Source organism: Streptomyces sp. NEAU-YJ-81, assembly GCF_017592595.1.
Classification (GTDB): Bacteria; Actinomycetota; Actinomycetes; order Streptomycetales; family Streptomycetaceae; genus Streptomyces; species Streptomyces hygroscopicus_B.
Window position 1 is genome coordinate 135100 of sequence record NZ_JAGFNO010000014.1, and the last position, 20431, is coordinate 155530.

The 20431-nt window shown below is 69.6% G+C and carries 19 protein-coding genes and 1 pseudogene; 15 read left to right on the forward strand and 5 right to left on the reverse strand.

What is annotated here, in order from left to right:
• Positions 1-105: 105 nt before the first annotated feature.
• The 11 genes from J5X86_RS27510 (at position 106) to J5X86_RS27555 (ending at position 10955) form a co-directional block, all read left to right on the forward strand.
• Positions 106-1377, forward strand: coding sequence for a four-carbon acid sugar kinase family protein (locus tag J5X86_RS27510; RefSeq protein WP_208519390.1), 1272 nt, complete (start codon positions 106-108; stop codon positions 1375-1377).
• 11 nt (positions 1378-1388) lie between these two features.
• A complete protein-coding gene (gene pdxA, locus J5X86_RS27515; RefSeq protein WP_208519391.1) occupies positions 1389-2402 on the forward strand; it encodes a 4-hydroxythreonine-4-phosphate dehydrogenase PdxA in 1014 nt (337 codons plus the stop codon).
• Between the two features lie 255 nt (positions 2403-2657).
• Positions 2658-2978: a phage integrase N-terminal SAM-like domain-containing protein gene (locus J5X86_RS51015; protein WP_308124750.1), complete on the forward strand. Its 321-nt coding sequence runs from the start codon at positions 2658-2660 to the stop codon at positions 2976-2978.
• Between the two features lie 170 nt (positions 2979-3148).
• Positions 3149-3742 carry a tyrosine-type recombinase/integrase gene (locus J5X86_RS51020; protein ID WP_243981588.1) on the forward strand — a complete coding sequence of 198 codons (594 nt, stop codon included), beginning with the start codon at positions 3149-3151 and terminating at the stop codon, positions 3740-3742.
• Positions 3702-4811, forward strand: coding sequence for a tyrosine-type recombinase/integrase (locus J5X86_RS27525; protein ID WP_243981590.1), 1110 nt, complete (start codon positions 3702-3704; stop codon positions 4809-4811). The genes J5X86_RS51020 and J5X86_RS27525 overlap by 41 nt, the downstream gene beginning before the upstream one ends.
• Positions 4808-7060 carry a site-specific integrase gene (locus J5X86_RS27530; RefSeq protein WP_308124751.1) on the forward strand — a complete coding sequence of 751 codons (2253 nt, stop codon included), beginning with the start codon at positions 4808-4810 and terminating at the stop codon, positions 7058-7060. The genes J5X86_RS27525 and J5X86_RS27530 overlap by 4 nt, the downstream gene beginning before the upstream one ends.
• Entirely contained in the window at positions 7050-7493 is a 444-nt protein-coding gene (locus J5X86_RS27535) for a DUF6262 family protein (protein WP_208519392.1), read from the forward strand. Before J5X86_RS27530 ends, J5X86_RS27535 begins: the two co-directional genes overlap by 11 nt.
• Positions 7494-7570: 77 nt before the next feature.
• A complete protein-coding gene (locus tag J5X86_RS27540; protein ID WP_243981591.1) occupies positions 7571-7723 on the forward strand; it encodes a hypothetical protein in 153 nt (50 codons plus the stop codon).
• Entirely contained in the window at positions 7720-8043 is a 324-nt protein-coding gene (locus J5X86_RS27545; RefSeq protein ID WP_031116469.1) for a helix-turn-helix transcriptional regulator, read from the forward strand. Before J5X86_RS27540 ends, J5X86_RS27545 begins: the two co-directional genes overlap by 4 nt.
• 1207 nt (positions 8044-9250) lie before the next feature.
• Positions 9251-10294, forward strand: coding sequence for a hypothetical protein (locus J5X86_RS51025; protein ID WP_243981592.1), 1044 nt, complete (start codon positions 9251-9253; stop codon positions 10292-10294).
• A 376-nt stretch (positions 10295-10670) separates the two neighbouring features.
• Positions 10671-10955 (forward strand): NUDIX domain-containing protein, encoded by a 285-nt coding sequence (locus tag J5X86_RS27555; protein ID WP_308124752.1) that lies wholly within the window; start codon positions 10671-10673, stop codon positions 10953-10955.
• A 279-nt stretch (positions 10956-11234) separates the two neighbouring features.
• Here the strand turns inward: J5X86_RS27555 and J5X86_RS27560 are convergent, their stop codons facing one another.
• From J5X86_RS27560 to J5X86_RS27570, 3 genes are all read right to left on the reverse strand, one after another.
• Positions 11235-12149: a hypothetical protein gene (locus tag J5X86_RS27560; RefSeq protein WP_208519393.1), complete on the reverse strand. Its 915-nt coding sequence runs from the start codon at positions 12147-12149 to the stop codon at positions 11235-11237.
• A gap of 454 nt (positions 12150-12603) precedes the next feature.
• Complete coding sequence (locus J5X86_RS27565; protein ID WP_243981593.1) at positions 12604-13146, reverse strand: GNAT family N-acetyltransferase; 543 nt, start codon at positions 13144-13146, stop codon at positions 12604-12606.
• 112 nt (positions 13147-13258) lie between these two features.
• Positions 13259-14695 carry an FAD-binding oxidoreductase gene (locus J5X86_RS27570; RefSeq protein WP_208519395.1) on the reverse strand — a complete coding sequence of 479 codons (1437 nt, stop codon included), beginning with the start codon at positions 14693-14695 and terminating at the stop codon, positions 13259-13261.
• Between the two features lie 88 nt (positions 14696-14783).
• On the opposite strand from J5X86_RS27570, the gene J5X86_RS27575 reads away from it, so the two are divergent.
• Complete coding sequence (locus tag J5X86_RS27575; RefSeq protein WP_208519396.1) at positions 14784-15452, forward strand: TetR/AcrR family transcriptional regulator; 669 nt, start codon at positions 14784-14786, stop codon at positions 15450-15452.
• A 143-nt stretch (positions 15453-15595) separates the two neighbouring features.
• Here J5X86_RS27575 and J5X86_RS27580 read toward each other — a convergent pair.
• Positions 15596-16014 (reverse strand): annotated as a pseudogene (locus J5X86_RS27580) (cupin domain-containing protein); the annotation flags it as partial.
• Between J5X86_RS27580 and J5X86_RS27585 the strand changes: the two are divergent.
• The gene (locus tag J5X86_RS27585; protein WP_243981663.1) at positions 15967-16311 is read left to right on the forward strand and encodes a pyridoxamine 5'-phosphate oxidase family protein; all 345 of its coding nucleotides are present in this window, start codon (positions 15967-15969) and stop codon (positions 16309-16311) included. The pseudogene J5X86_RS27580 and the gene J5X86_RS27585 overlap by 48 nt on opposite strands.
• Positions 16312-16886: 575 nt before the next feature.
• Entirely contained in the window at positions 16887-18188 is a 1302-nt protein-coding gene (locus J5X86_RS27590) for a cytochrome P450 (RefSeq protein WP_208519397.1), read from the forward strand.
• A gap of 273 nt (positions 18189-18461) precedes the next feature.
• On the opposite strand, the gene J5X86_RS27595 is transcribed toward J5X86_RS27590, so the two are convergent.
• On the reverse strand, positions 18462-19760 hold the full coding sequence (locus J5X86_RS27595) for an amidohydrolase family protein (protein WP_208519398.1): 1299 nt from the start codon (positions 19758-19760) through the stop codon (positions 18462-18464).
• 169 nt (positions 19761-19929) lie between these two features.
• Here J5X86_RS27595 and J5X86_RS27600 point away from each other — a divergent pair, with 169 nt between their 5' ends.
• Complete coding sequence (locus tag J5X86_RS27600) at positions 19930-20373, forward strand: Lrp/AsnC family transcriptional regulator (protein ID WP_078638161.1); 444 nt, start codon at positions 19930-19932, stop codon at positions 20371-20373.
• The last annotated feature ends 58 nt before the right edge of the window (positions 20374-20431 follow it).

A 20431-nucleotide genomic window follows, 5' to 3' on the forward strand; every position in this document is an offset into this window, starting at 1 on the left:
ACGGTTGCGTAAATCACGCAAGATGTATCGCGCAGTTCACGCAATATATGTCATGATCCTCACCGGGCCGCCTACCGCCGGGCGCGCCCGAGGAGGTTCGATCCCGTGGCTTCCCCGCCCCCACCGCCGCTTCCATCCGCCCCGTCGCCCGTGCTGCCGTACGTCGTCGCGCTCGCGGACGACGTGTCCGGCGCGGCCGAGACCGCCCGCGCGCTCGGCGGTCCCGTCCGTCTGTCGCTCGACGCCGCTGACGTGGCCGGGACCGCTGCCGCGCACGACCTCGTCGTGGACCTGGACACCCGGCACCTGCCGCCCGCGGACGCGGCACACGCCGTGCGGACGGCGCTGCGCGCGGCACGGGCCGACCCGCCTCCCCTGCTGTACAAGAAGGTCGACTCACAGCTGCGCGGCCGTCTCGCCGCGGAGGCCGCCGCCTACGCCAAGGGTGCCGAGGCCGTCGTCGTCGCCCCCGCGCTGCCCGCGGCCCGGCGCACCGTGATCGGCGGTGTCGTGCATATGAACGGCGTTCCACTGCACCACACGGACGGCTGGCGCGCGGAACGCGCGTCCGCGCCCCGCTCGCTGCCCGAGGCACTGTCCGGTCTGCCGGTCCGTACGATCCCCCTCGACGTCGTACGGTCCGCACCCGCCGCACTGGACGCGGCGTTCCGGCGGATCGCCGCGTCCGGTGCGCATCCCGCTCCGGACGCCGAGACCGACGCCGACCTGGATGCGGTGGCCGCGGCGGCGCTGCGGCTCGGCCCCGGCTTCCGGCTCCTGGGCAGCGGTGGTCTGGCGGCCGCGCTCGGACGCGCGCTGCCGCGTCCCGCTGCCGCCGCACCCCCGCCCATGCTCGAGCGGGACCACACCCCGTTGCTCTTCGTCGTGGGGACCGCCGAGCCCGGCGCGGTTGCGCAGATCGCGCGCCTCACCGTGCTCGGCGCGCGCCACGTGCCGCTGGACCCGGCTGACGTGGCGGCGGGCACGGTCCGTCTGCCGTCTGCCGCCGCCGGTCCCTCCGTGACCGTGTTGTCCATCGACGGTTCAGCGGGCCCGCGCCCCGGCGCGGGGCGGGCCCTCAGTACCGCCCTGGGTGCGCTCGCCGCCACCTGCCCGGGCCGCCCCGACCTCGTCCTGACCGGCGGCGAGACCGCCCGCACCACCTTGGACGCCCTGGGCATCCGGGAGTTGGAACCGCTCGGCGAGATCCACCACGGCGCCGTCCACTCCCGCACCCCCGACGGCCGCCACGTCGTCACCCGCCCCGGCAGCTATGGCGGCGAGGACTCGCTGCTGCGCATCGCTGTCGCGCTGCGGCCCCGCCTGGCCGCCTCCACGGCAGCCACCCGAACCTGTCACCGTCCGCCTCCCGTCTAGGAGCTGTTCTCATGCCCACCCCCCTCCCCCTCATCGCCGTCACCATGGGCGACGGTGCCGGCATCGGCCCCGAGGTCGTCGTCGCGGCCCTGCTCGACGACGCCGTCCTGACCCGTTGCCGCCCCGTCGTCATCGGCGACGCGCGGCGGCTGCGCGAGGCCGCCCGCATCCTCGGCCTGGACTGCGAGATCGCCGCCGTCGACCACCCGCGCGACGCCGACTTCACACCCGGCCGCGTCAACGTGGTCGACCTCGGCCTGCTCCCCGCCGACCTGCCCTGGGGCAAGCTGTCGCCGGTCGCGGGTGGCGCCGCGTACGCGTACATCGAGCGCGCCGCCGAACTCGCCGTGGCGGGCGAGGCGCACGCCATCTGCACCGCACCTCTCAACAAGGAGGCCCTGCACGCCGCGGGCCACATCTACCCCGGCCACACCGAACTCCTCGCCCACCTGACCGGAACCGAGGAGGTCTCGATGATGCTCTCCACCGAGAAGGTGAAGGTCATCCACGTCACCACGCACATCGGCCTGATCGACGCCGTCAACCGCATCGAGCCGGGCCTCGTCGAGCGCACCGTGCGCCGCGGCCACGAGGCGATGGTCCGCGCCGGCACCCCTGCCCCCGTCATCGGTGTCTGCGGCATCAATCCGCACGCGGGCGAGAACGGCCTGTTCGGTTACGGCGAGGAGGACGAGAAGATCGTCCCGGCCCTTGAGAAGCTGCGCGCCGACGGCGTCGACGCCCGAGGTCCACTCCCCGCCGACACCGCCTTCTTCCTCGCTTCGCGCGGCGACTACGACCTGATCGTGGCGATGTACCACGACCAAGGCCACGGCCCGGTCAAGGTCCTGGGCATCGAAGCGGGTGTCAACCTCACCGTGGGCCTGCCCGTCATCCGCACCTCCGTCGACCACGGCACCGCATTCGACATCGCCGGAACGGGCACGGCGGAGGCCGGCAGCATGGTCGAGGCACTGCGCCAGGCAGCCGGGATGGCCACGGTGCCGACCGCCCCCACGGCCTGAACCGCCGCCCCCCGCCCCGCCGTTACCGCCGCGGCCGAGGGGCGATGTTTCGTCATCCGGCAGTCGCGGAGTCGGTGCCGGCCGGGGGGATGTTCTTGTTGACAGGCTGCCGTATTGCATCGGATGCAACACTTGTCGCGCTGGGCCAACTGTCTGAGCTGCAGTTGGGCCCAGGTTAACGCCAGGTTGGTGGCTGGTCGGGTCGCTCGGACCAGGCACCCGTTACCAACTCAACGATGATGCGTTAGATGCATCGTGAGTGCTGTCGTTGATATGCCAGGAGCCGCGCATCTGGTCCTTGCCGACGGAGTCGTGCACCTGGACCCCGAACCCGCCGTCCTGGAAGCGATGCTGGAGGGCTGGGCACTGCAGCAGCGCACGCGCTTCTTGAGGGAGTCGACGATCCATCCCCGGATCGCGCTGGTGCGTCGGCTGGCCCGCTTCACCAATGAGTACCCGTGGCAATGGGAACCTGCCGAGGTGGAGGCCTTCTTCGACGACCTTCGCACCCGGCGGCCTGGAAAGCCGCTGGCGGTGTCGACCGCACGGAACTACCAGAACGACCTACGGCTGTAGCTCTTGCACGAGTGGAACACGATCACCCACTCCAGCGAGTACGAAGGAGCCGCCGAACGCCGTCCGCTCACCTACGACGAAGTCCAGGCCCTCTTCGACGCCGCCGCCGCCGCGTCGAGGAGGGCCGCACACGACGACGCAAGGGCTCCCTCGCGGCCCTTCGTGACGCCATGCTCTTGAAGACGGTCTACGCCTTCGGCCTGCGGCGCCAGGAAGCGTGCGGCCTGGACCTGTGCGACCTGCGCCGGAACCCCAAGGTCGCCGAATATGGCCGTTTCGGAGCGATCTTCGTCCGCTACGGCAAGGCGTCCAAAGGCGGACCTCCCAAGCGCCGCAGCGTTCTGACCGTCCCGGAGATGGACTGGATCGTGGACGTTCTCGACCAGTACGTCAGCGAGGTCCGCCCCGCTTTCTTGCCGGGCAAGCACCCGGCGTTCTGGATCACCGAGCGCCGCGACCGGATGTCCCTGAGACGGCTGAACGGCGCCTTCGAGACGGCACGCCAGGCCGCCGCCCTGCCGGCGGAGCTGGATCTGCATTCGCTGCGGCACAGCTACGTGACCCATCTGATCGAGTTCGGTTATCCAGAGAAGTTCGTCCAGGTTCTCTTGAGTCCTCAGCGGCGTGTCCATGACGTGCAGCACGAGCCTGGGGCGGGCGGAGATCTGTGTGGTGGAGGTGGTTATCTACCGCCGTCCATCACGCAGTCCTCCAGGAGGTTTGATGCTGGTCCAACGGGTGCTGATGCCCGAATCGTCGCTTGAGTCGTGGACGGTCCTCGGCGACGAGGGCGGAATAGTCGAGCCGGTCGAGCGCTATCTGGCCTACCTGACCGACATCGAGCGGTCGCCGAACACGATCAAGGCATACGCCCACGATCTGAAGGACTGGTTCGTCTTCCTCGACCGGCGCGGTCTGGACTGGCGTGAGGTCCGGCTGGAGGACTTGGGCGAATTCGTTGCCTGGCTCCGGCTGCCGCCAGCGGGCCGGAATGGTGGTGTGACGTTGCTGCCGTCGGCGGAACATCACTGCGGGGTCACCACGGTCAACCGGAAGCTGTCCGCCGTCAGCGGCCTGTACGTCTTCCATGCACGACACGGTGTGGACCTCGGCGATCTCGTCACCGAGCTGCAGCCGGTCCGCGCCCGGCGCACGGGCTGGAAGCCGTTCCTCTACCACCTGGCCGGTGGCCAGCCGGAGCGGCGCCGCACGATCAAGCTGAAGACACCCCGCACGCATCCGACGATCCTGACCGCCGCCCAGGGCCAGGCGATCTTGGACGCCTGCACCCGGCTGCGGGACCGGTTCCTGTTCGCGCTGCTGTGGGAGACCGGCATCCGGATCGGCGAGGCCCTGGGCCTGCGGCACGAGGATCTGGCCGCGGCGGAAGGCGAGCTGACCATCACGCCGCGTGTCAACGACAACCGGGCACGGGCCAAGTCCGTCTCGCCCCGCACTGTTCCCGTCGGTCCCGAGATCGTCCGGCTCTACGCCGACTACCTGCACGGTGAGTACGGCGACCTCGACAGCGACTACATGTTTGTCAACCTGTGGGGCGGCTCCTACGGGCGCCCGCTGACCTACGCGGCGGTCTACGATCTTGTCCTGCGGCTGCGTCGCGACACCGGGTTCGACTTCGATCCCCATTGGTTTCGGCATACCCGAGCGACCTTGCTCCTGCGGCAGGGGGTGCCGATCGAAGTGGTCAGCACTTTGCTCGGACATTCCTCGATCGCCACCACGCACGATATCTATGGCCACTTGTCCGTGGAGGACGCTCGCCGTGCTCTGGAGGCTGCGGGATTCCTGAATGGCCGGGAGGTGCGCTGGTGAGCGAGACGATGTCGGCCGTTCCGGCTCCCGGCGCCGGGCTGCTGGGCAAGCTGATGGCTGCCGTCCGGCCGGAGTTTCGGGTGGATGTGTTCATCCCCGAACCCGGGCAACTGATCTTCGGTCTGGGTGCTTGCCGGGTTCCCGGCTGCCCGCGCCAGCCCCGCACCCGCCAGCTCTGCCGCGGCCACTACTACCGCTGGCAGCAACACGGGAAACCGGACGTTGAAAAGTTCATCGCCGATCCCGGCTCTGGCCCGGTTGGTCGGGCCGAACTGACGGCCTGCGCCATCGTCGGATGCCGCTTCGGGGCGGCCCGCCAAGGCTTGTGCGTGAGCCACCAGGGCTTCTGGGAGCGGGCAGGAAAGCCCGACAAGGAGACCTGGACCGCGGGCCTGCCGGTGATCGAAGACGAAGGCCGCCAGGTCTGCCGGCTGTCGTTCTGCAGCCTGTGGGCCCAGGGCAAGTCGCCGTTCTGCCACAACCACAGATCCCGCTGGCAGGCCGTCGGCCGTCCCGAGATCGAGGAGTTCGTGCGCCGCTGCGAGGCAGCCGGCGACGACCGGTTCGACTTCCGACCGTTGGACAGACAAAGGCAGCTGCGGCTGGAGCTGCAGTACGCGCTCCAGTGCCGGCACGACGAGCGGCAGGTCAACACCCACAGCTCGGCCGTCGCCCCGGTAATCCGACTGACCGCCGCCAGCGGCACCGCGTCCCTGCTGGAATGGCCGATGGAGCGGTGGAGCGAGTACTACGCGGCGATGCGAGGTGCCAGCCACAGCCAGAACGGGCAACTGGCCTTCCTGCGATATGCGTACACACATCTGGAAGACCTCGTCCACGGCAGCGGCTGGGAGAGCGAGTTCCCGCGCGACGTGTGGGAACTGCGTCGGCTCGGCATCGAGGGCACCCGGGCCCGGCTGCGGTTCAACCGCATCACCCAGCCGTGGCTGCGCGAGCCGGCCAAACGGTTCGTGCGCTGGCGGCTGAGCATCGGCCGCAGCGTCAACCAGGCTGTCATCGACATCCTGGCGCTCAACCGGTTCTCTGGCTTCCTGGCCGACCCCCGCGTCGCCGCCGACAAGCCCGCCTGCGTGGACCGAACCGTGCTGGAACGCTACCTCGCCGACCTGGCCTTGGATCCGCGCTCGACCCAATCCCGCAGCCGGGACATCGGCTCGCTGAACGCGTTCTTCAACGCCGTGCGCCGCCATGGCTGGGATCCAAGCCTCCCGGCGAACGCGACCTTCTATCCCGACGACTTCCCCCGTCCTGACAAGCGGCTGCCTCGGGGGCTGGCCGAGAACGTGATGGCCCAGGTCGAGCAGCCCGCCAACCTCGATCGCTGGCACAATCCCGACGGTCGCGTTCTGACCTTGATCCTCATGCGTTGCGGGCTGCGGGTCGGTGATGCCTGCAATCTGGCCTTCGACTGCTTCATCCGGGACGCCGACGGCGCCGCCTACCTGCGCTACCTCAACCGGAAGATGAAACGCGAAGCCCTGGTCCCGATCGACGAGGAAGTCGAGAACGAGATCACCGCCCAGCAGCAGCGCGTCCTGGACCGCTGGCCCGGCGGCAGCCAGTGGCTCTTCCCAGCGCCCCGCATGAATCCCGATGGCACCCGGCCGCTGACCACACACTCCTACCGCGGGCAGCTCGATCGCTGGCTGGAGCGGTGCGACGTGCGTGACGAACACGGCAGGGCCGTCCATCTGACGCCTCATCAATGGCGCCACACTTTTGGAACCAGGCTGATCAACCGGGACGTCCCGCAGGAAGTCGTACGCGTCCTTCTCGACCACTCTTCCGGCGAGATGACCGCCCACTATGCCCGGCTGCACGACACCACGGTCCGCCGGCACTGGGAGAAGGCCCGCAAGGTCAACATCAAGGGCGAGAGCGTCACCGTCGATCCCGAAGGCCCGCTGGCCGAGGCCACCTGGGCCAAGCAGCGTCTCGGCCGCGTGACCCAGGCCCTGCCCAATGGCTTCTGCGGCCTGCCGGTTCAAAAGGTCTGTCCGCATGCCAACGCTTGCCTGACATGCCCGATGTTCGTCACCACTCCCGAGTTCCTGCCGCAGCATCGCGAGCAACGGCAGCAGCTGCTGCAGATCGTCTCCGCCGCCGAGGCCCGTGGCCAAGCGCGCGTGGTCGAGATGAACAGCCAAGTCCTCGGAAACCTGGAGAAGATCATCACTGGTCTGGAGTCCGACCCTGGGCAATCGGAGGGGACCGCCGATGCGAGCTGACAACAGCCAGCACATCGTCGATGCCGCCCGCCGCCGCAGCGAGTACACCCGCGCCAAGGCCGTCCAGGCCCTGCGTTCACTCGACGCAGAGGGCGAACCGGTCACCTTCGAGACAGTCGCGAAGCGGGCCCGAGTATCCCGGTCCTGGCTGTATGCCCAGCCGGACCTGCGGGCGGAGATCGAGCGACTGCGAGCAGCTCACCGTCGAGATCCCGCATCCCCCATTCCCGCACGTCAGCGCACTTCCGACGGTTCGTTGCTGCGGCGGCTCGAAGCCGCCAACACCCGCATCCGGCGGCTCACCGAGGAGAACCAGCAACTTCGCCAGCAACTCGCGCACGCACTCGGCGAACAACGCACCGCAACGACTCGCACAAGCCCGCCACGAGCGGAGGCGAGCAATCCCAGGTCGGTAACGATCGGCCCGTGCTGAAAGGAACCCCAGTGCCCTCATCCGCTACGTCATGCACAACCACCGCGAAGCAAACACACAGGTCAGCGGCCTGCCGCATGAGCGAACTCAAGATAATCCAGGACCAGGTCGGCCATGCCTACGCCAGCACCACGGCCATCTACAGCCACGTCTCGGACGAGTTCCGAAACCGGCTGTTGCGACGCTCACTGCAAGCCCGGCACGGCGATCTATGGGGGCAGGAAGCATGATCAGGAAGATGGGTATCGACTGGCAGCTACGGATCCGGATGGCGGAGAAGGGCATGTTCCAGACCACGGAACTCGTCCCGCTGCTGGCCGAACGCGGCGTGCATCTGTCACGTGAGCAGGTCTTTCGTCTCGTGACCCAGACACCGCAGCGACTGTCCATGGACACGCTCGCCGCGTTGTGCGACATCCTGGCCTGTGAGCCCAACGACCTGATCCAGGTGGAGGTTGCCAACGCTGAGGTGCGCAAGACCGCCGGCGAGCAGACGGCGTCCCGGCCGCAGGCGCGTCGCACGACGATCCGGCGCCCAGGCCCGGAATGACCGCTCCCCTCCGCCTCGACGAGGCACATCGACAAGTAGTCGCCCACCTGACCTCCCGGCTCACGGCGGTGACCGGCGAACAGGTGGCGGAGGCACTGGAGCGCGGGAAGATCACAGCACGTTCCTGCGTCGGCCTTGCCCGCCATTTCCAGGAGCACCAAGACGCCCTGACGAATCCGGGCCCGACGCCTCCGCAGAATCTGGTGAGGCTCGCGCATGCCCTGACGGCCGCCGGACACGGCCTGATCACCCTGCCGACGTGCGCCGGCTGCGGGAAGACCTCGCGCGAACTCACGCATCGCCTCCCGGCCGGACACTGCTGTTCGAGCTGTGCTTACCGGGTGCGGCCGCCGAAGACCTGCTCAGGCTGCGGCCGACAGATGAGGATCAACGCCAGTGGCCCAAACGGTCCGCTCTGCGGCACCTGCTACGGCAAGCACGTTGCCACCGCATGCGGGCAGTGCGGGCGAGTACGCCGCGCGAGCGTCCGCATGCCCGACGGCAGTGTCCGCTGTCAGCGGTGCCACCCACGCCCCGAGCGCACCTGCGTCGGCTGCGGCGCCCAAGCCCCAGCTCACGCAGTCTTGGGGGACGGTCCGATCTGCCGCCACTGCTACCGGCAACCCCAGCGCCGCTGCGGCAGCTGCGGACAGGTCCGCGAGGTCGCCCGGCGCGGCGGCAATGGCACACCGGATCTGTGCTCACGCTGCTATCACGCACCGCCGGTCGCCTGCTCCACCTGCGGTCGGCTTCGGCCTTGCGCGGGCAAGATGGCGGGTCAGTCGCTCTGCCAGAGCTGTTACCCCCGCCCGTCGAGCCCATGCGCACGCTGTCTCCGCGACCGTCCTGTCCACGCCTGCTGGCCGATGGGCCCGGTCTGCAAAAGCTGCTATGCGGCAGTGCGCGAACACCCTGGCGCCTGCGCCCAGTGCGAACAGCTACGTCTGCTCGTCGGTTCCACCGACACGGGTACTGGCATCTGCGGACCCTGCGCCGGAGTCGAGCTCACCTACGCGTGCCAGCACTGCGGCACGAGCGAAAGGATCTTCCGCGAGCAGTTGTGCACCCGCTGCTTCGCCACGAAGCAACTGGCCGAGGCGCTCGATGGAGAAGGCCAACGGTCCCCGCACAGAGGCAAGATCTCTACTCGGCTCTCGCCGCCGCCGGACACCCCCGCCGAGTGGCGCATTGGCTCACCCGCGACGGAGTGCCGGATCTCCTGTCTCAACTAGGCGCTTCTGATGAAAAGTTCACCCACCAACAGCTCGACGACCTGCCCAACACACCGACCACTCGCTACATCCGCGACGTCCTCATCGCCGCCGCGGTGCTGCCACCGCGGGACCACCGATTGGAGGCCCTGCCCCGCTGGGCTGACGCTCTCCTGGCCCAGGCGCCGCTCCCCCGGCGCAAGTTCCTCACCCCCTTCACCCATTGGTACCTGCTCCACCGCATCCGCCGGGCCCACCGGAACCGCCCGATACGCGCCAGCACGCAGCACCAGATGCGATCGCGACTGCGCCGAGCCCTGGAACTGCTCGACTGGCTCGATGAGCACGGCATCCCTCTTGGGGAGCTCACACAGCCAGAACTCGAGATGTGGCTGGAGGAAGGGGCTGAGAAGCGTCGTGAAGTGCGTGCCTTCGTCACCTGGGCGCGAGGCCGGGGCCTTGTCGGCGAGCTCGTAGTCCCCCGAGCTCCCATCGCCGCACCCAGCGTCTTCATCACGGACGAGGACCAGGCCGAACAACTGCACCGGTGTCTCGGCGACGATGCTCTGCCTCTCGATGTCCGCACGGCTGGCGCCCTGACACTCCTCTTCGGGCTGCAGCACACCAGACTGCTCGAACTCACCGTGCACGACGTCATCGACGACGACACGGTGGTGGAGCTCAACCTCGACGGTCATCGTCTTCCGCTGCCGCCCGAAGTCGCCCAGCTGGTCCGCGCACTGCGCGACCAGCGCCAGGAACGCTGGCAGCTCGACCAGACGGCCAGCACAACACCGTGGCTATTCCCCGGGCAGGAGCCCGCCCGCGCTCTCGGAGCCACCTACCTCTACTTGAAGCTCCGCCGACACGGCATCGCGCCCCTCGCCAGCCGCAACAGTGCTCGTCTCGCGCTGGCCACCGACCTGCCAGCATCCGTCCTCGCCGACTTCACCGGCACCAGCATCAGCAACTCCACCCGCTGGACCGGATACGCCAAGCGGGACTGGCTCGACTACCTCGCCAGCCGCAAGCAGCGCTGATCAACTCCATCGGATCCGAGCACACCACACGCTGGGCCCGGCGACGCTCCCACCAGGACCAGCGCGCGATCTCGGAAGCAATACGCCAGCCGAGGAGCAACTACTCCCCGCCAGTACCCCTGCGCACCCAGGGCGTTTGCGACCCGTGCCACCAGGGCTTCGAGCCCAGCCCCGGCACCTACATGACCTCCCCGGCCACGCAGCGTCTGGCCGCCTAATCCCAGAGGACACCAGCCCATGACCACCGACACCACCGACGAGACGATCCGCACCGCTGACGTCGTCCTGCTTGCTGCTGGGCACGTCCTGCTGATCGAGCGGGGTTGGGCCCCGTATGAGGGCTGCTGAGGGCTGCTGAGGGCTGCCCGGCGGTCTCGTGGACACCGGGGAGACCAGTCTGGCCGCCGCGGCGCGCGAACTGGAGGAGGAGACCGGCATCACTGTCTCCACCGCCGACCTCCGGCAGGTGGCCGCCTACGACGCCCCTGGCCGCGACCCCCGCGGCCGGTACGTCAGCGTCACCTACACGGCCACCCTGCCCTCATTTGTCCCGCCGATGGCAGGGGGCGACGCCACCGCCGCCCGCTGGTGGCCCCTGGACGCGCTCCCCCACCTCGCGTTCGACCACGCCGAAATCCTCGCGGACGCCGCGACCCGCTGACGTGAACGCCCACCGCCTACGCACGGCTGGGTCTTCACTCATCCGCCGGGGTGAGCGGAAACTGGACAAGTCGGCGTCTGGCGGAACCGTCTGCGCTCGTCCCTCGACCTTCTGCGGGAGCAACCGGCCTCGAGACCGCAGGGCCTTGACGGTCGCGGACATCGCCTTGCTCGCCATAAGCAGAGGGGCGCGCCCAGCGACGCCGACCGGTGGCCCTGGTCCTGGCCGACGGACCGACGGGGTTACAGGCCGGTTTTCTGGCGGTCGTCGGCGCCATGACTACGATGCCTCTGGCGCTTCCCAGCGAGTCGCCGAGAAATGTACGGAGGCGGGGGACGTACTCGTGACTGCGGTCACCTTCACCAGGGCAACACTGTCCAGGAGACTGTCGTACCGGCAGTACCGGCTTCCGGTCTTCAGCTCGGAGACGCGCACGTCGAGGCTGCCGCTTGCTCCCCCCGCAGCGGCGTTCTGGCAGGCTGTTACGTCGATGCCGGCGTTGCCTTTGACTCGTGCCACATACCCCTCGAAGCGCACTTTCGGGTTATGGGTCAGGCAGGATGGGAAGTATGTGATGTCCTCGGATGACCCGAATGCCACCCCTTTCTTGTAGTTCACGATCGGGGCGTCGGAGGCGATGTTGGCATATCCGAGACCGCAGTCGTTCGCCTTGGCCAGTTTATCGCCCAGGGTGAAGGGCTTGTTTGCGTAGACCATCTCACCGGGCTGCGCGGGTTTCCCTTTCTCTTCAGGCTGGCCCGCCCACACGGTGATGGCCAACGTGATCTCGGCGACCGGAGTCCCGCTCAGCTTCTTCACCTGCATGAGGACCACGCGCCCCCCGGGTGCGAAGTCCTCGCAGAACTGGTCCCCCACCGCCAGGGCACGTGAGTTGTACCCCTGCTGGGTGGTCCCGCTGCCGAGCGCTTCCTGCGCGGCGTCCCGGCAACTCTCCTGTGTCGGCTCCCCGGTGACCTTGGCGACCGGCTCTTGGTCGAAGTCGATCTGGGAATTCATCCGTGAGCAGGGGGGCGCCCATTCCAGAACGGGCCGGCTTTCCTCTTCTGGCGAGCCTTCCTCGTGACGCGGGCTTCCCTCTTCGGGAGTCGCAACACGTGGCCCACCATCGGTGAACTCGACATAGACACTTGTCGGGCAGCCGTGCTTGACGGCCCAGACATTGCTCAGGGTCACTTCTTTGCCCTGGTAGAGCAGCCCGGATGCAGGAGCCCCCGACGCGCCGGATGCGGACGCCGTACCGCCCCCCTGCGTGGCGGACGCACTTGTAGTCGGCTGTCCTGTCCTCTTCTCGTCGCCCCCGCAGCCCGCCAGAGCCACTGGCAAAAGCAGGGCAAAACCGGCTAATAAAGCCTTTCCTGGATGTTTGTGCATCCCCAACACGTCATCCCCCTCGTCGTCGCGTGGCGAACGAACTCAAATATTCGGAAAAGCGCGGAATCTGCTTCGGCTGAAGCTCTTCGGAAGCGCCCAGAGTGTAAGCGACGACGGACCCCGCTCGATACACCCAGCGCCGCCCCCGCTACCCGTTACCCCCCGCACTCCCGCCCGGCTGATCCGCGCCACTGCGCCGTACGCGGCAGTGGAGAAATTCGCCTGGCCTCGTAGATCCGCGCCGTCGAGCACAGGCTCAAGCGAGCGGCGCGACCGAAGACCACACGCCGAACCACTGCTCGGCGCCGTACGCCTCGAATCGCTCCAGCTCGGTGAACCCGAGCTTCGCCGCGAGGCGCATCGAGCGGACGTTGGCGGTCTGGGTGTAGAGCACCACCGGCTCACCGGGAAGCGCATCGGCAAACCAGTCGAGTGCCGCTGTGCACGCCTCGGTGGCGTACCCGCGTCCCCACGCCTCCGGCAGGAACAGGTAGCCGAGCTCGGTCCCCCCTGCCTCCAGGCGGTTTCCCGGACGCTCGGGGTCTTGCGGGTCGAGCTGGATTGTGCCGATCGTCGCTCCATCGAGCTCGACCACGAAGAAGCCAGGGCGCCGCCCGGGCACCTCGGGCACCGTGCGTTCGAGCTCGGCACGCGGTCGCGGACCACAGAGGTAGGTGCCCACCTCCGGCGAGGCGTTCAGCTCCATGACCGCTGCGCGGTCCCGGCCCTCGGACTCGCGGAGTACGAGCCGCTCGGTCCTTATCGGGGCAGGTGGCCAGGCGAGGGGTCTGAGGTCCATCACGCCGGTCAAGCTAGCCAGCGGCCCGGCAGCGATCAAGACGGCAACGCGATGGACCCCACCGGCTCAGCAGTCCGCTTCAACCCAGGGCATCGCTCAGCGAGCCGAGGATTCACCCGCTCTCTGAGACCAGGCATACGACACCTGCGGAACAACTGCTCTGCGCCAGTAACCGGAGCAGGTTGTCGGGGTCCCAGGTGGCCTTGACCGCGCGCAGCCGCTGGTATTTGGCCGCGCTGCCGTGCACTGTGCGGCGCCAGTCCTCGCCCAGGTCGTCGGTGAGGTTGGTGTAGCCGTTGGTCAAGGAGTGCGGGCGCACATCCGCGTCGAGGGCCGTCGCCCACTGGGCATACCGCGTGTCGTCCTCGGGCGCGTTCCACATGGCGACCGCCTCCCACAGCCAGGCGGCTCGCTCGCGGGCGAAGGCCACGGCATCCTCGGCGGTGTCCTCGGAGATCGCGCCGCCCATGCACCACAGGTTGATCGTGGTCGCCGCGCCGGGGCCGGACGGCGCGGCGGCGGCGTTCGCGAGGAGGACGTCGATGACCTCGGCGGACAGGGCCGGCAGATAGCCGCCGCGCGCGTTCATGCGCTTGCCGTGGGGGGCCGCGGCGTCCAGCATGCGGTTGGCACGCGGCCACGGCATCGTCGTGACGAGGTTGGCCAGCGGGCGCCCGAGCGCGGTGAGCGGCTCGATGACCTCGTCGGCTTGAGCCGGGTCTCCGGTGTAAACGGGAACGAGGACGAGCACAGGTTCGCCGTGTGCTTCCTCGGGCAGCGCCGGCAGCGCGGGGGCGGGTGCGATCGCGGCGAGCAGGCCCAGCTCCCGCGGGGCCGTGGCCATGTGGGTCGGCAGCTTGCCGAGGATGTCCGCTACCTGGTCCAAGGGGAAGATCAACTCGCCTGCCACGACATCGGGGCCGACCGGGTGCGCGCGGTACTCGAATGCCGTGACGACCCCGAAGTTGCCGCCACCGCCACGCAGAGCCCAGAACAGCTCGGAGTTCTCGGTCTCGTCGCAGCGCACCTTACGGCCGTCCACGGCGATCATCTCGCATGCCAGCAGGTTGTCCACGGTGGCGCCGTAGCGGCGCATCAAGTGGCCTATACCGCCGCCGAGGGTCAGCCCGGCGACACCGGTCGTGCTGACCGTTCCGGCGGGCACGGCCAGGCCGTACCGCTGGGTCGCGGCGTCCAGCTCACCCAGCAGAACACCGGGTTGGGCCCGTACCGCCCGGGTGCGGGGGTCGACGGTGATCGCCTTCATCGGCGACAGGTCGACGACCAGCGTGCCACCGGGCATGGCGTACCCGTCCGAGCCGTGCCCGCCACCGCGCACGGCCACCGGGATACGGCGGGCAAAGGCGTGGCGCAGGACGGTCGCCACGTCGTCCTCGTTCGCGCACCGCGCGATCAGCGCGGGCCCTTCGTCGGCGGCGCGGCCCTGGTACAGGGCGCGTGCCCTGTCGTACCGGTCATCGCCGGGACGCAGCAGCGTGCCGCGGAAGTCGTCGGGGAAGTCGGTGTGGGGGTCTTCGGAGAGTGCCATGCCGGGCCTCCTGGGAGCGCACGTGATCAGACACCGATAACCGGAAAGCCAATTTCCGGTTACCTTGTGGGAGGCTAACATCAAGCCAATGAGCCCGCCCAAGCCCCCCGCCGACCGCCCGTTGCGCGCCGACGCCCGCCAGAATGTCGAGCAGATCCTCGACGTCGCCCAAGCCGTCTTCGCCGACCTCGGCTACCAGGCGTCCATCGCGGAGGTCGCCCGGCGTTCGGGCCTCGGCATGGGCACGATCTACCGGCACTTCCCCAACAAGACCGCCCTGGTCGAACACATCGCGATCAAGGTGATGCGGGAGAGCCTGACCGAAGTGCGGCGCGCCCTGGCCGAGGAACCGCTCACGTGGTCCGCCTTCGGCCAGGTCATGCGCCACATGACGCGCCTGCGCAGCAGCCAGCTCTTCCCGGTGTCGCGCGGTCGCGCCACCGACCCCGGGCCCGAACTCGCCGACGTCCGCACCCGCCTCCTGGCAGCCCTGGAAGACCTGGTGACCCGGGCCCAGCAGGCGGGCGTCCTGCGCGACGACGTCAACGCGTACGACATCGTCCTGATGCTCAACTCCATCCCGCCGCGCCACGCGACCGACACGGCGGACGACGACGGCCCCGTGTCCGACCTGGCCGACCGGTACATCGGCGTCCTCCTGGACGGGCTGCGTGCTCCCGGCGCCGAAACCCTCGCCCGCCCCGCCCCCGGCCGTCGAGAGATCGACGAGTTCTTCCGGGCCACGCACGGCCTGTGACCAACAGGCCGCGGAACAGGCGGGCGAGGCGACCGCCGGCGCCAGCGGCCGCCGGCCCCGGCACGGACCTGGTGCTTGGCACCTACGGGGCCGAGTCAGCGGGTGAGCGTCATGCGCCAGCGGGTGAGTCAGGTCAGCGGGGGTTCGCCGACCACCGGGTCCCGCTGGGCCCACCAGGCCGGGGGCTCGCCGCCGGGCCGGTCGAACCACTCGCGCAGCGTGCAGACCATCATCCAGTCCAGCAGCCGGTCGAGTACGACCTGCTGGCCCGGTGTGTCGACGGCGAGGTGGTCCAACACGGGCTCGGCCGTGCCCCCGGCGTCCACACGCAGCACGACGGGCAGCGCGTCCAGCAGCCGGCGGCTGATCTCGCCGCGCACGGGATAGGCGCCGACGATCAGGGTCGTCGCACCGCGGCCGTCACCGGTGTCCCCGCCGAGGCCGCCACCGGCGTCCCGCCCGGGGCGTTCCAACCGCGCCGGTACCAGGTCCCGCCCCGCTCGGGCGTCGCGCAGTGCTCGCCGCACGCGATCGGTTCGGCCCGGGTGCCGAACTCGTCGATACCCCGCAGGGCCGCGGCACGATCCGGCTGTTCACGGGCCCCGGCTCGCTCAAAGTGCGGCACCTGCGCAGCGACCCCCGCGCCCCGATCGTCGTCACCGCCCCCGTGGGTGAACGCGAACGCCGGCTGTCGGTCGCCGGACACACCACGGTGGAACCCGACGGAGCACACGACCTGGCCGCCCGCTACTGGGACCTCGACGACCCGGCCCGCGCCGACGACCGCGCCGGGAACCTGCCCGCAGACTGGGTTCGTATCGTCATCCACCCGGAGACCGTAAGCCGCAACATGTACTGACCTCCGCGACAACCTATTTCAGGCACGCCACCGTCCCGGCGTCATCCAAGGGCTGTTGTACCAGCGGCGGCAGTGGGCCGATGGCGTCGATGGCCCGGTGGACGGGTGACCGTCAGGGCCTGGCCGCGATCATCTCCGTGACCATGTCGGGCGGCATATGGCGCCGACTCGCCAGATCCCGCCGGTGTGCCGCGGTCAACGGTCACGTGCCCACACCCATACAGACGCATCGTCACGCCCCACGGTAACGGCAACTGGTCGACCGTCCAGCTCGGAGAACTGAACGCCGATCAGGCCGCGCTCGTGCGCGGCGACCGGCCTTCCCAACGCGTGACCTCCTTAGTTGAGGAACGGCGGCGGCTGCTTGGTGGAGGGCCCCGGCGGGCGGTGCCGGAAGCGCCCCATCTACGCGGCAGGCGAACCGCGTCGGCGGACCGCTGTGCCATCATTCGGTGGTCCATTCCTGGAGCCACCGGCGCAGCCGTGGCGCGGCCCATGCAGTCACCGAGCAGGAGAGCCCATTGGCCAGCGCAGCCCCGCAAGGCGTCCCCCTCCCGCCACCCGGACCCGGTGCCATGCCCCTGCCCCCAGAGCTCGACCCGGCGGCCGTCAAGCGATGGCGCTCTTCCTCGGGAGCGGTGGTCGACTTGCTGGCCCAGGCGCGCGAGCTCGGCGGGGTCAGCGCGGTGCGCCTCGGCCCGCGCCCCACGGTGCTGGTCACCGCCCCAGAGGCGGTACAGCACGTCCTCGCCCATCATCCCGACCGCTACGTCAAGCGCTCCCATCGGGCCCGCGTGCTGGTTGGAGACGGCGTGCTCTCGGCCACCGGAGAACCGTGGAAGCGTCAGCGCCGCCTGCTGCAGACCCAGTTCACCGGCGCAGGGATCCGTCGCTACGAGCAGCGGATCGCCGGCGCCGCGCGCCGCGCCGCCGACCACTGGGCGCAGTGCGCCCGTACCGGCACACCGACCGACGTCGGCGAGGACATGCGCTTCTTCGCCCTGGACACCATCTGGCGTTCCCTGACCGGCCACCCCCTCGACGAGACCACGAACCGCGAACTCGCCGCCGTCGAGGCGGTAGGCGCCGCCCTTCCGACCACGCCGTCCGCGTCCACCGACGCAGCCGAGCTGCGCGCCGCCGTGGCCGCGGACCTCGCGAGGATCGACGCCGTCGCCGAACAGGCGATCGCGGCCGCCCGCCGAGGGGAGGCGGGACCGGAAGGCCCCGGCCTGCTGCGCGTCCTGGTGGACGCCGGAAAGAGCTGCCCCGAATACACCGACCCGCTGATCCGCGACGAGCTGGTCACCCTGCTCGCCGCCGGTCACGAGACCACTGCAAAGACGCTGTCCTGGCTGTATCTGCTGCTCGACCGCCATCCCGAAGCCCGCCACTGGGCCCTGGGCGCGGGAGCCGCGGGCTCAGCCGAGCGCGAGAGGGCCATCCGGGCTCTCGTCTCGGAGACCCTGCGGCTCTATCCCGCGGCGTGGCTGATCCCCCGTCACGCCACCGAAGACGACACCATCGCCGGCTACCGCGTCGCGGCCGGCACTGACATCTTCGTGTGCCCGTACCTCACCCATCGCGACCCGGCGCTCTGGCCCGAACCCGAGCAGTTCGACCCCGAACGGTTCACCACCGTGGAGGAGGACCGCCGCCCCTCCCGGCACGGCGCGTACTACCCCTTCGGCATCGGCGCCCGGGCCTGCCTGGGCGCGCAGTTCGCCATGCGCGAGATGACCGTCCTCCTGGAGCACCTGCTGCCCGCCTTCACCCCCTCCTTCCGCGCCGTCCCGACATCGGCCGTCTTCGGGATCACCGTCCGCCCCGACGGTCCGACACCCGCCACCATCACGCTCAATCCGGACGACTCATAGAGCACCCCCGCCGGCCTGACGCGTCTCCCACGCCTCCGGCCAATGCCGGGCAGACCGGCGGCCGTGGCGATCACGGGGCCGAGGTACTCCCACGCGTCGATGACTTCGAGGAGCGTGCGGGCGCCGACCACATCGCTGAGGTCGGGCGCCCTGCCGTCGTTGTCCATGCGGCCGAGCGCCACGCGCTCGGATTCGGTGAATGTCACCGGCTTCACGGGTCGGCCTCATGCTTCATGAGAGGAACTGAGCGGGCGGGGACTCCGGTTCGTGCGGTTACGCCGCCTTCGGCTGTGGACGCCAGGTGCCGTCGAGCGGGATGCCGGCGGCCGCTGCGACCTGGTCGCGGGATGCCACCAGTCGTGCCTTGAGCGCGGGCAGGTCCACGCCCACCAGCACACCGTCCCGCTTGACGACGCGGCCCGCGACGAGAACCGTGTCGACCAGGCCGGGGTGACCGGCCGCGACGATCGTGCCGACCGGATCGGTGACCGGGAGCACGGTGATGTCGTCGGCACGCAGCAGGATCACGTCGGCGTCCTTGCCGGGGGTGAGGCTGCCCGTGCGGGCGGCGAGTCCCAGCGCGTGGGCGCCGTCGACGGTGGCGAACTCCAGCAGGTCCCGGGAGTTGAGGCCGCCGTCCAGGCCGCGCTGTACCACGAAGGTGGTGCGCATGGTGGCGAACATGTCGCCGCCGACGGAGGGGACGTCGTCGATGGAGAGTGTCGGGCGCAGCCCGGCGGCCAGCATCCGGCCGGTCATCGGCCAGCCGAACCCCATCCTCAGCTCGACGTCCGGGCTGATCGACACCGAGCTGCCGGCGTCGGCGAGCATCCGCAGCTCGTCGTCGCCGAGCCCGTTGGCGTGTACGAACGTCGTGGTGTCCCGCAGCAGGCCGTGCTCGTGCAGGTCGGCGACCGGGCGGCGGGTGCCGTCGGACTCGACGTGCAGGCTGGTGCGCAGGCCGAGTTCGGCCGCCAGCTTCAGCTCCTCGGCGACGGTGTCCATGGAGGTGTCCTCCGCACCGCGCAGCCCGAACGACATGGTGACCAGGCCGTCCCCGGGAAGTGCGGAGCGCACACGGCGGATCTCGGTCTCGACCGAGCCGGTGGTGCCCCACCCCGCGCCGTGGCAGAAGACCGACCGTCCGGCTGTGTCGCGCAGCGCCGCGACGGCGGCGTCCGCGTGCTCGGGGCTCTGCGCGCAGTGGCACCAGTCCAGCATCGTGGTCACACCGGAGTGCAGAGCCTCCAGGCGGCCGAGCAGGGTGCCCAGGTAGACGTCCTCGGGCCGGAAATGAGGCTTGAGCGTGCCGTGCATCGCCACCGCCCACTCGGGGAACGTCCAGTCCGCGCCGATACCTCGGAACGCCGTCTGCCAGGTGTGCCGGTGGGTGTCGACGAAGCCGGGCATGACGATCCGGTCGGTCGCGTCGATCGTCTCGGCGTCCGGAGCCTCGATCGCCTCGGCCACCTCGACGATCACGCCGTCCTCGATCAGCACGTCACCGCGTTCGAGATCGCCGACGGCCGGGTCCATGCTGACCACGGTGCCGCCGGTGAGCAGGATCCTCATCTGAAAACTCCTCTGTGAAAGGGGGTTGTCTGTTCGAGTTGATGACTCGGTCAAGGGTTGTTGGTCAGCACGTCGACGTGAGCCGATCTCGGCAACTTTGGCAGGAAATTGCGCTGGAGTGGGGCATGAACTTGTGGTACGCGGGGCGAATGAGCAATAGTCTGCCCCTATGGATGATGTGGATCGGTCCATCCTCGCCGTGCTCGAAAAGCACGGGCGGATCAGCAACGCCGAGCTCGCCGCCCGGGTCGGCCTGTCGCCGTCACCCTGCCTGCGGCGCGTGAACCGGCTTGAGGAAGCAGGAGTGATCCGCGGCTACCGGGCGGAGATCGACCCCGCGGCCCTCGGCCGCAGCCTCCGCGTCTTCGCCGGTGTCCGGCTCATGAGGCACAAACGCGCCGACGTGGCCGCGTTCGAACGCGCGGTCGTCCAACTGCCCGAGGTGGTTCACGTCCATCACGTCACCGGCAACTACGACTACCTGCTTCAGGTCGAGGTCGCCGACCTGACCGCATATGAGGACTTCCACGCCAACCGGCTGGCCGACCTTCCCGGCGTCGCCATGGTGAACAGCTACGTCACCATGAAGACGCTCTCCACCCCCACCCCGTGAGTGCCGGACCATCTCGATCGCGCCGCCGGAGGGGAGTCACCACGCCGCTCCCCACGGA

Coding starts and splice junctions, on each gene's coding strand:
- pdxA (WP_208519391.1), top strand. CDS start 1,389: ATGCCCACCCCCCTCCCCCTCATCGCCGTCACCATGGGCGACGGTGCC.
- J5X86_RS51020 (WP_243981588.1), top strand. CDS start 3,149: ATGCTCTTGAAGACGGTCTACGCCTTCGGCCTGCGGCGCCAGGAAGCG.
- J5X86_RS27525 (WP_243981590.1), top strand. CDS start 3,702: ATGCTGGTCCAACGGGTGCTGATGCCCGAATCGTCGCTTGAGTCGTGG.
- J5X86_RS27535 (WP_208519392.1), top strand. CDS start 7,050: ATGCGAGCTGACAACAGCCAGCACATCGTCGATGCCGCCCGCCGCCGC.
- J5X86_RS27540 (WP_243981591.1), top strand. CDS start 7,571: ATGAGCGAACTCAAGATAATCCAGGACCAGGTCGGCCATGCCTACGCC.
- J5X86_RS27545 (WP_031116469.1), top strand. CDS start 7,720: ATGATCAGGAAGATGGGTATCGACTGGCAGCTACGGATCCGGATGGCG.
- J5X86_RS27565 (WP_243981593.1), bottom strand. CDS start 13,146: ATGGACCTCAGACCCCTCGCCTGGCCACCTGCCCCGATAAGGACCGAG.
- J5X86_RS27570 (WP_208519395.1), bottom strand. CDS start 14,695: ATGGCACTCTCCGAAGACCCCCACACCGACTTCCCCGACGACTTCCGC.
- J5X86_RS27575 (WP_208519396.1), top strand. CDS start 14,784: ATGAGCCCGCCCAAGCCCCCCGCCGACCGCCCGTTGCGCGCCGACGCC.
- J5X86_RS27590 (WP_208519397.1), top strand. CDS start 16,887: ATGCCCCTGCCCCCAGAGCTCGACCCGGCGGCCGTCAAGCGATGGCGC.
- J5X86_RS27595 (WP_208519398.1), bottom strand. CDS start 19,760: ATGAGGATCCTGCTCACCGGCGGCACCGTGGTCAGCATGGACCCGGCC.
- J5X86_RS27600 (WP_078638161.1), top strand. CDS start 19,930: ATGGATGATGTGGATCGGTCCATCCTCGCCGTGCTCGAAAAGCACGGG.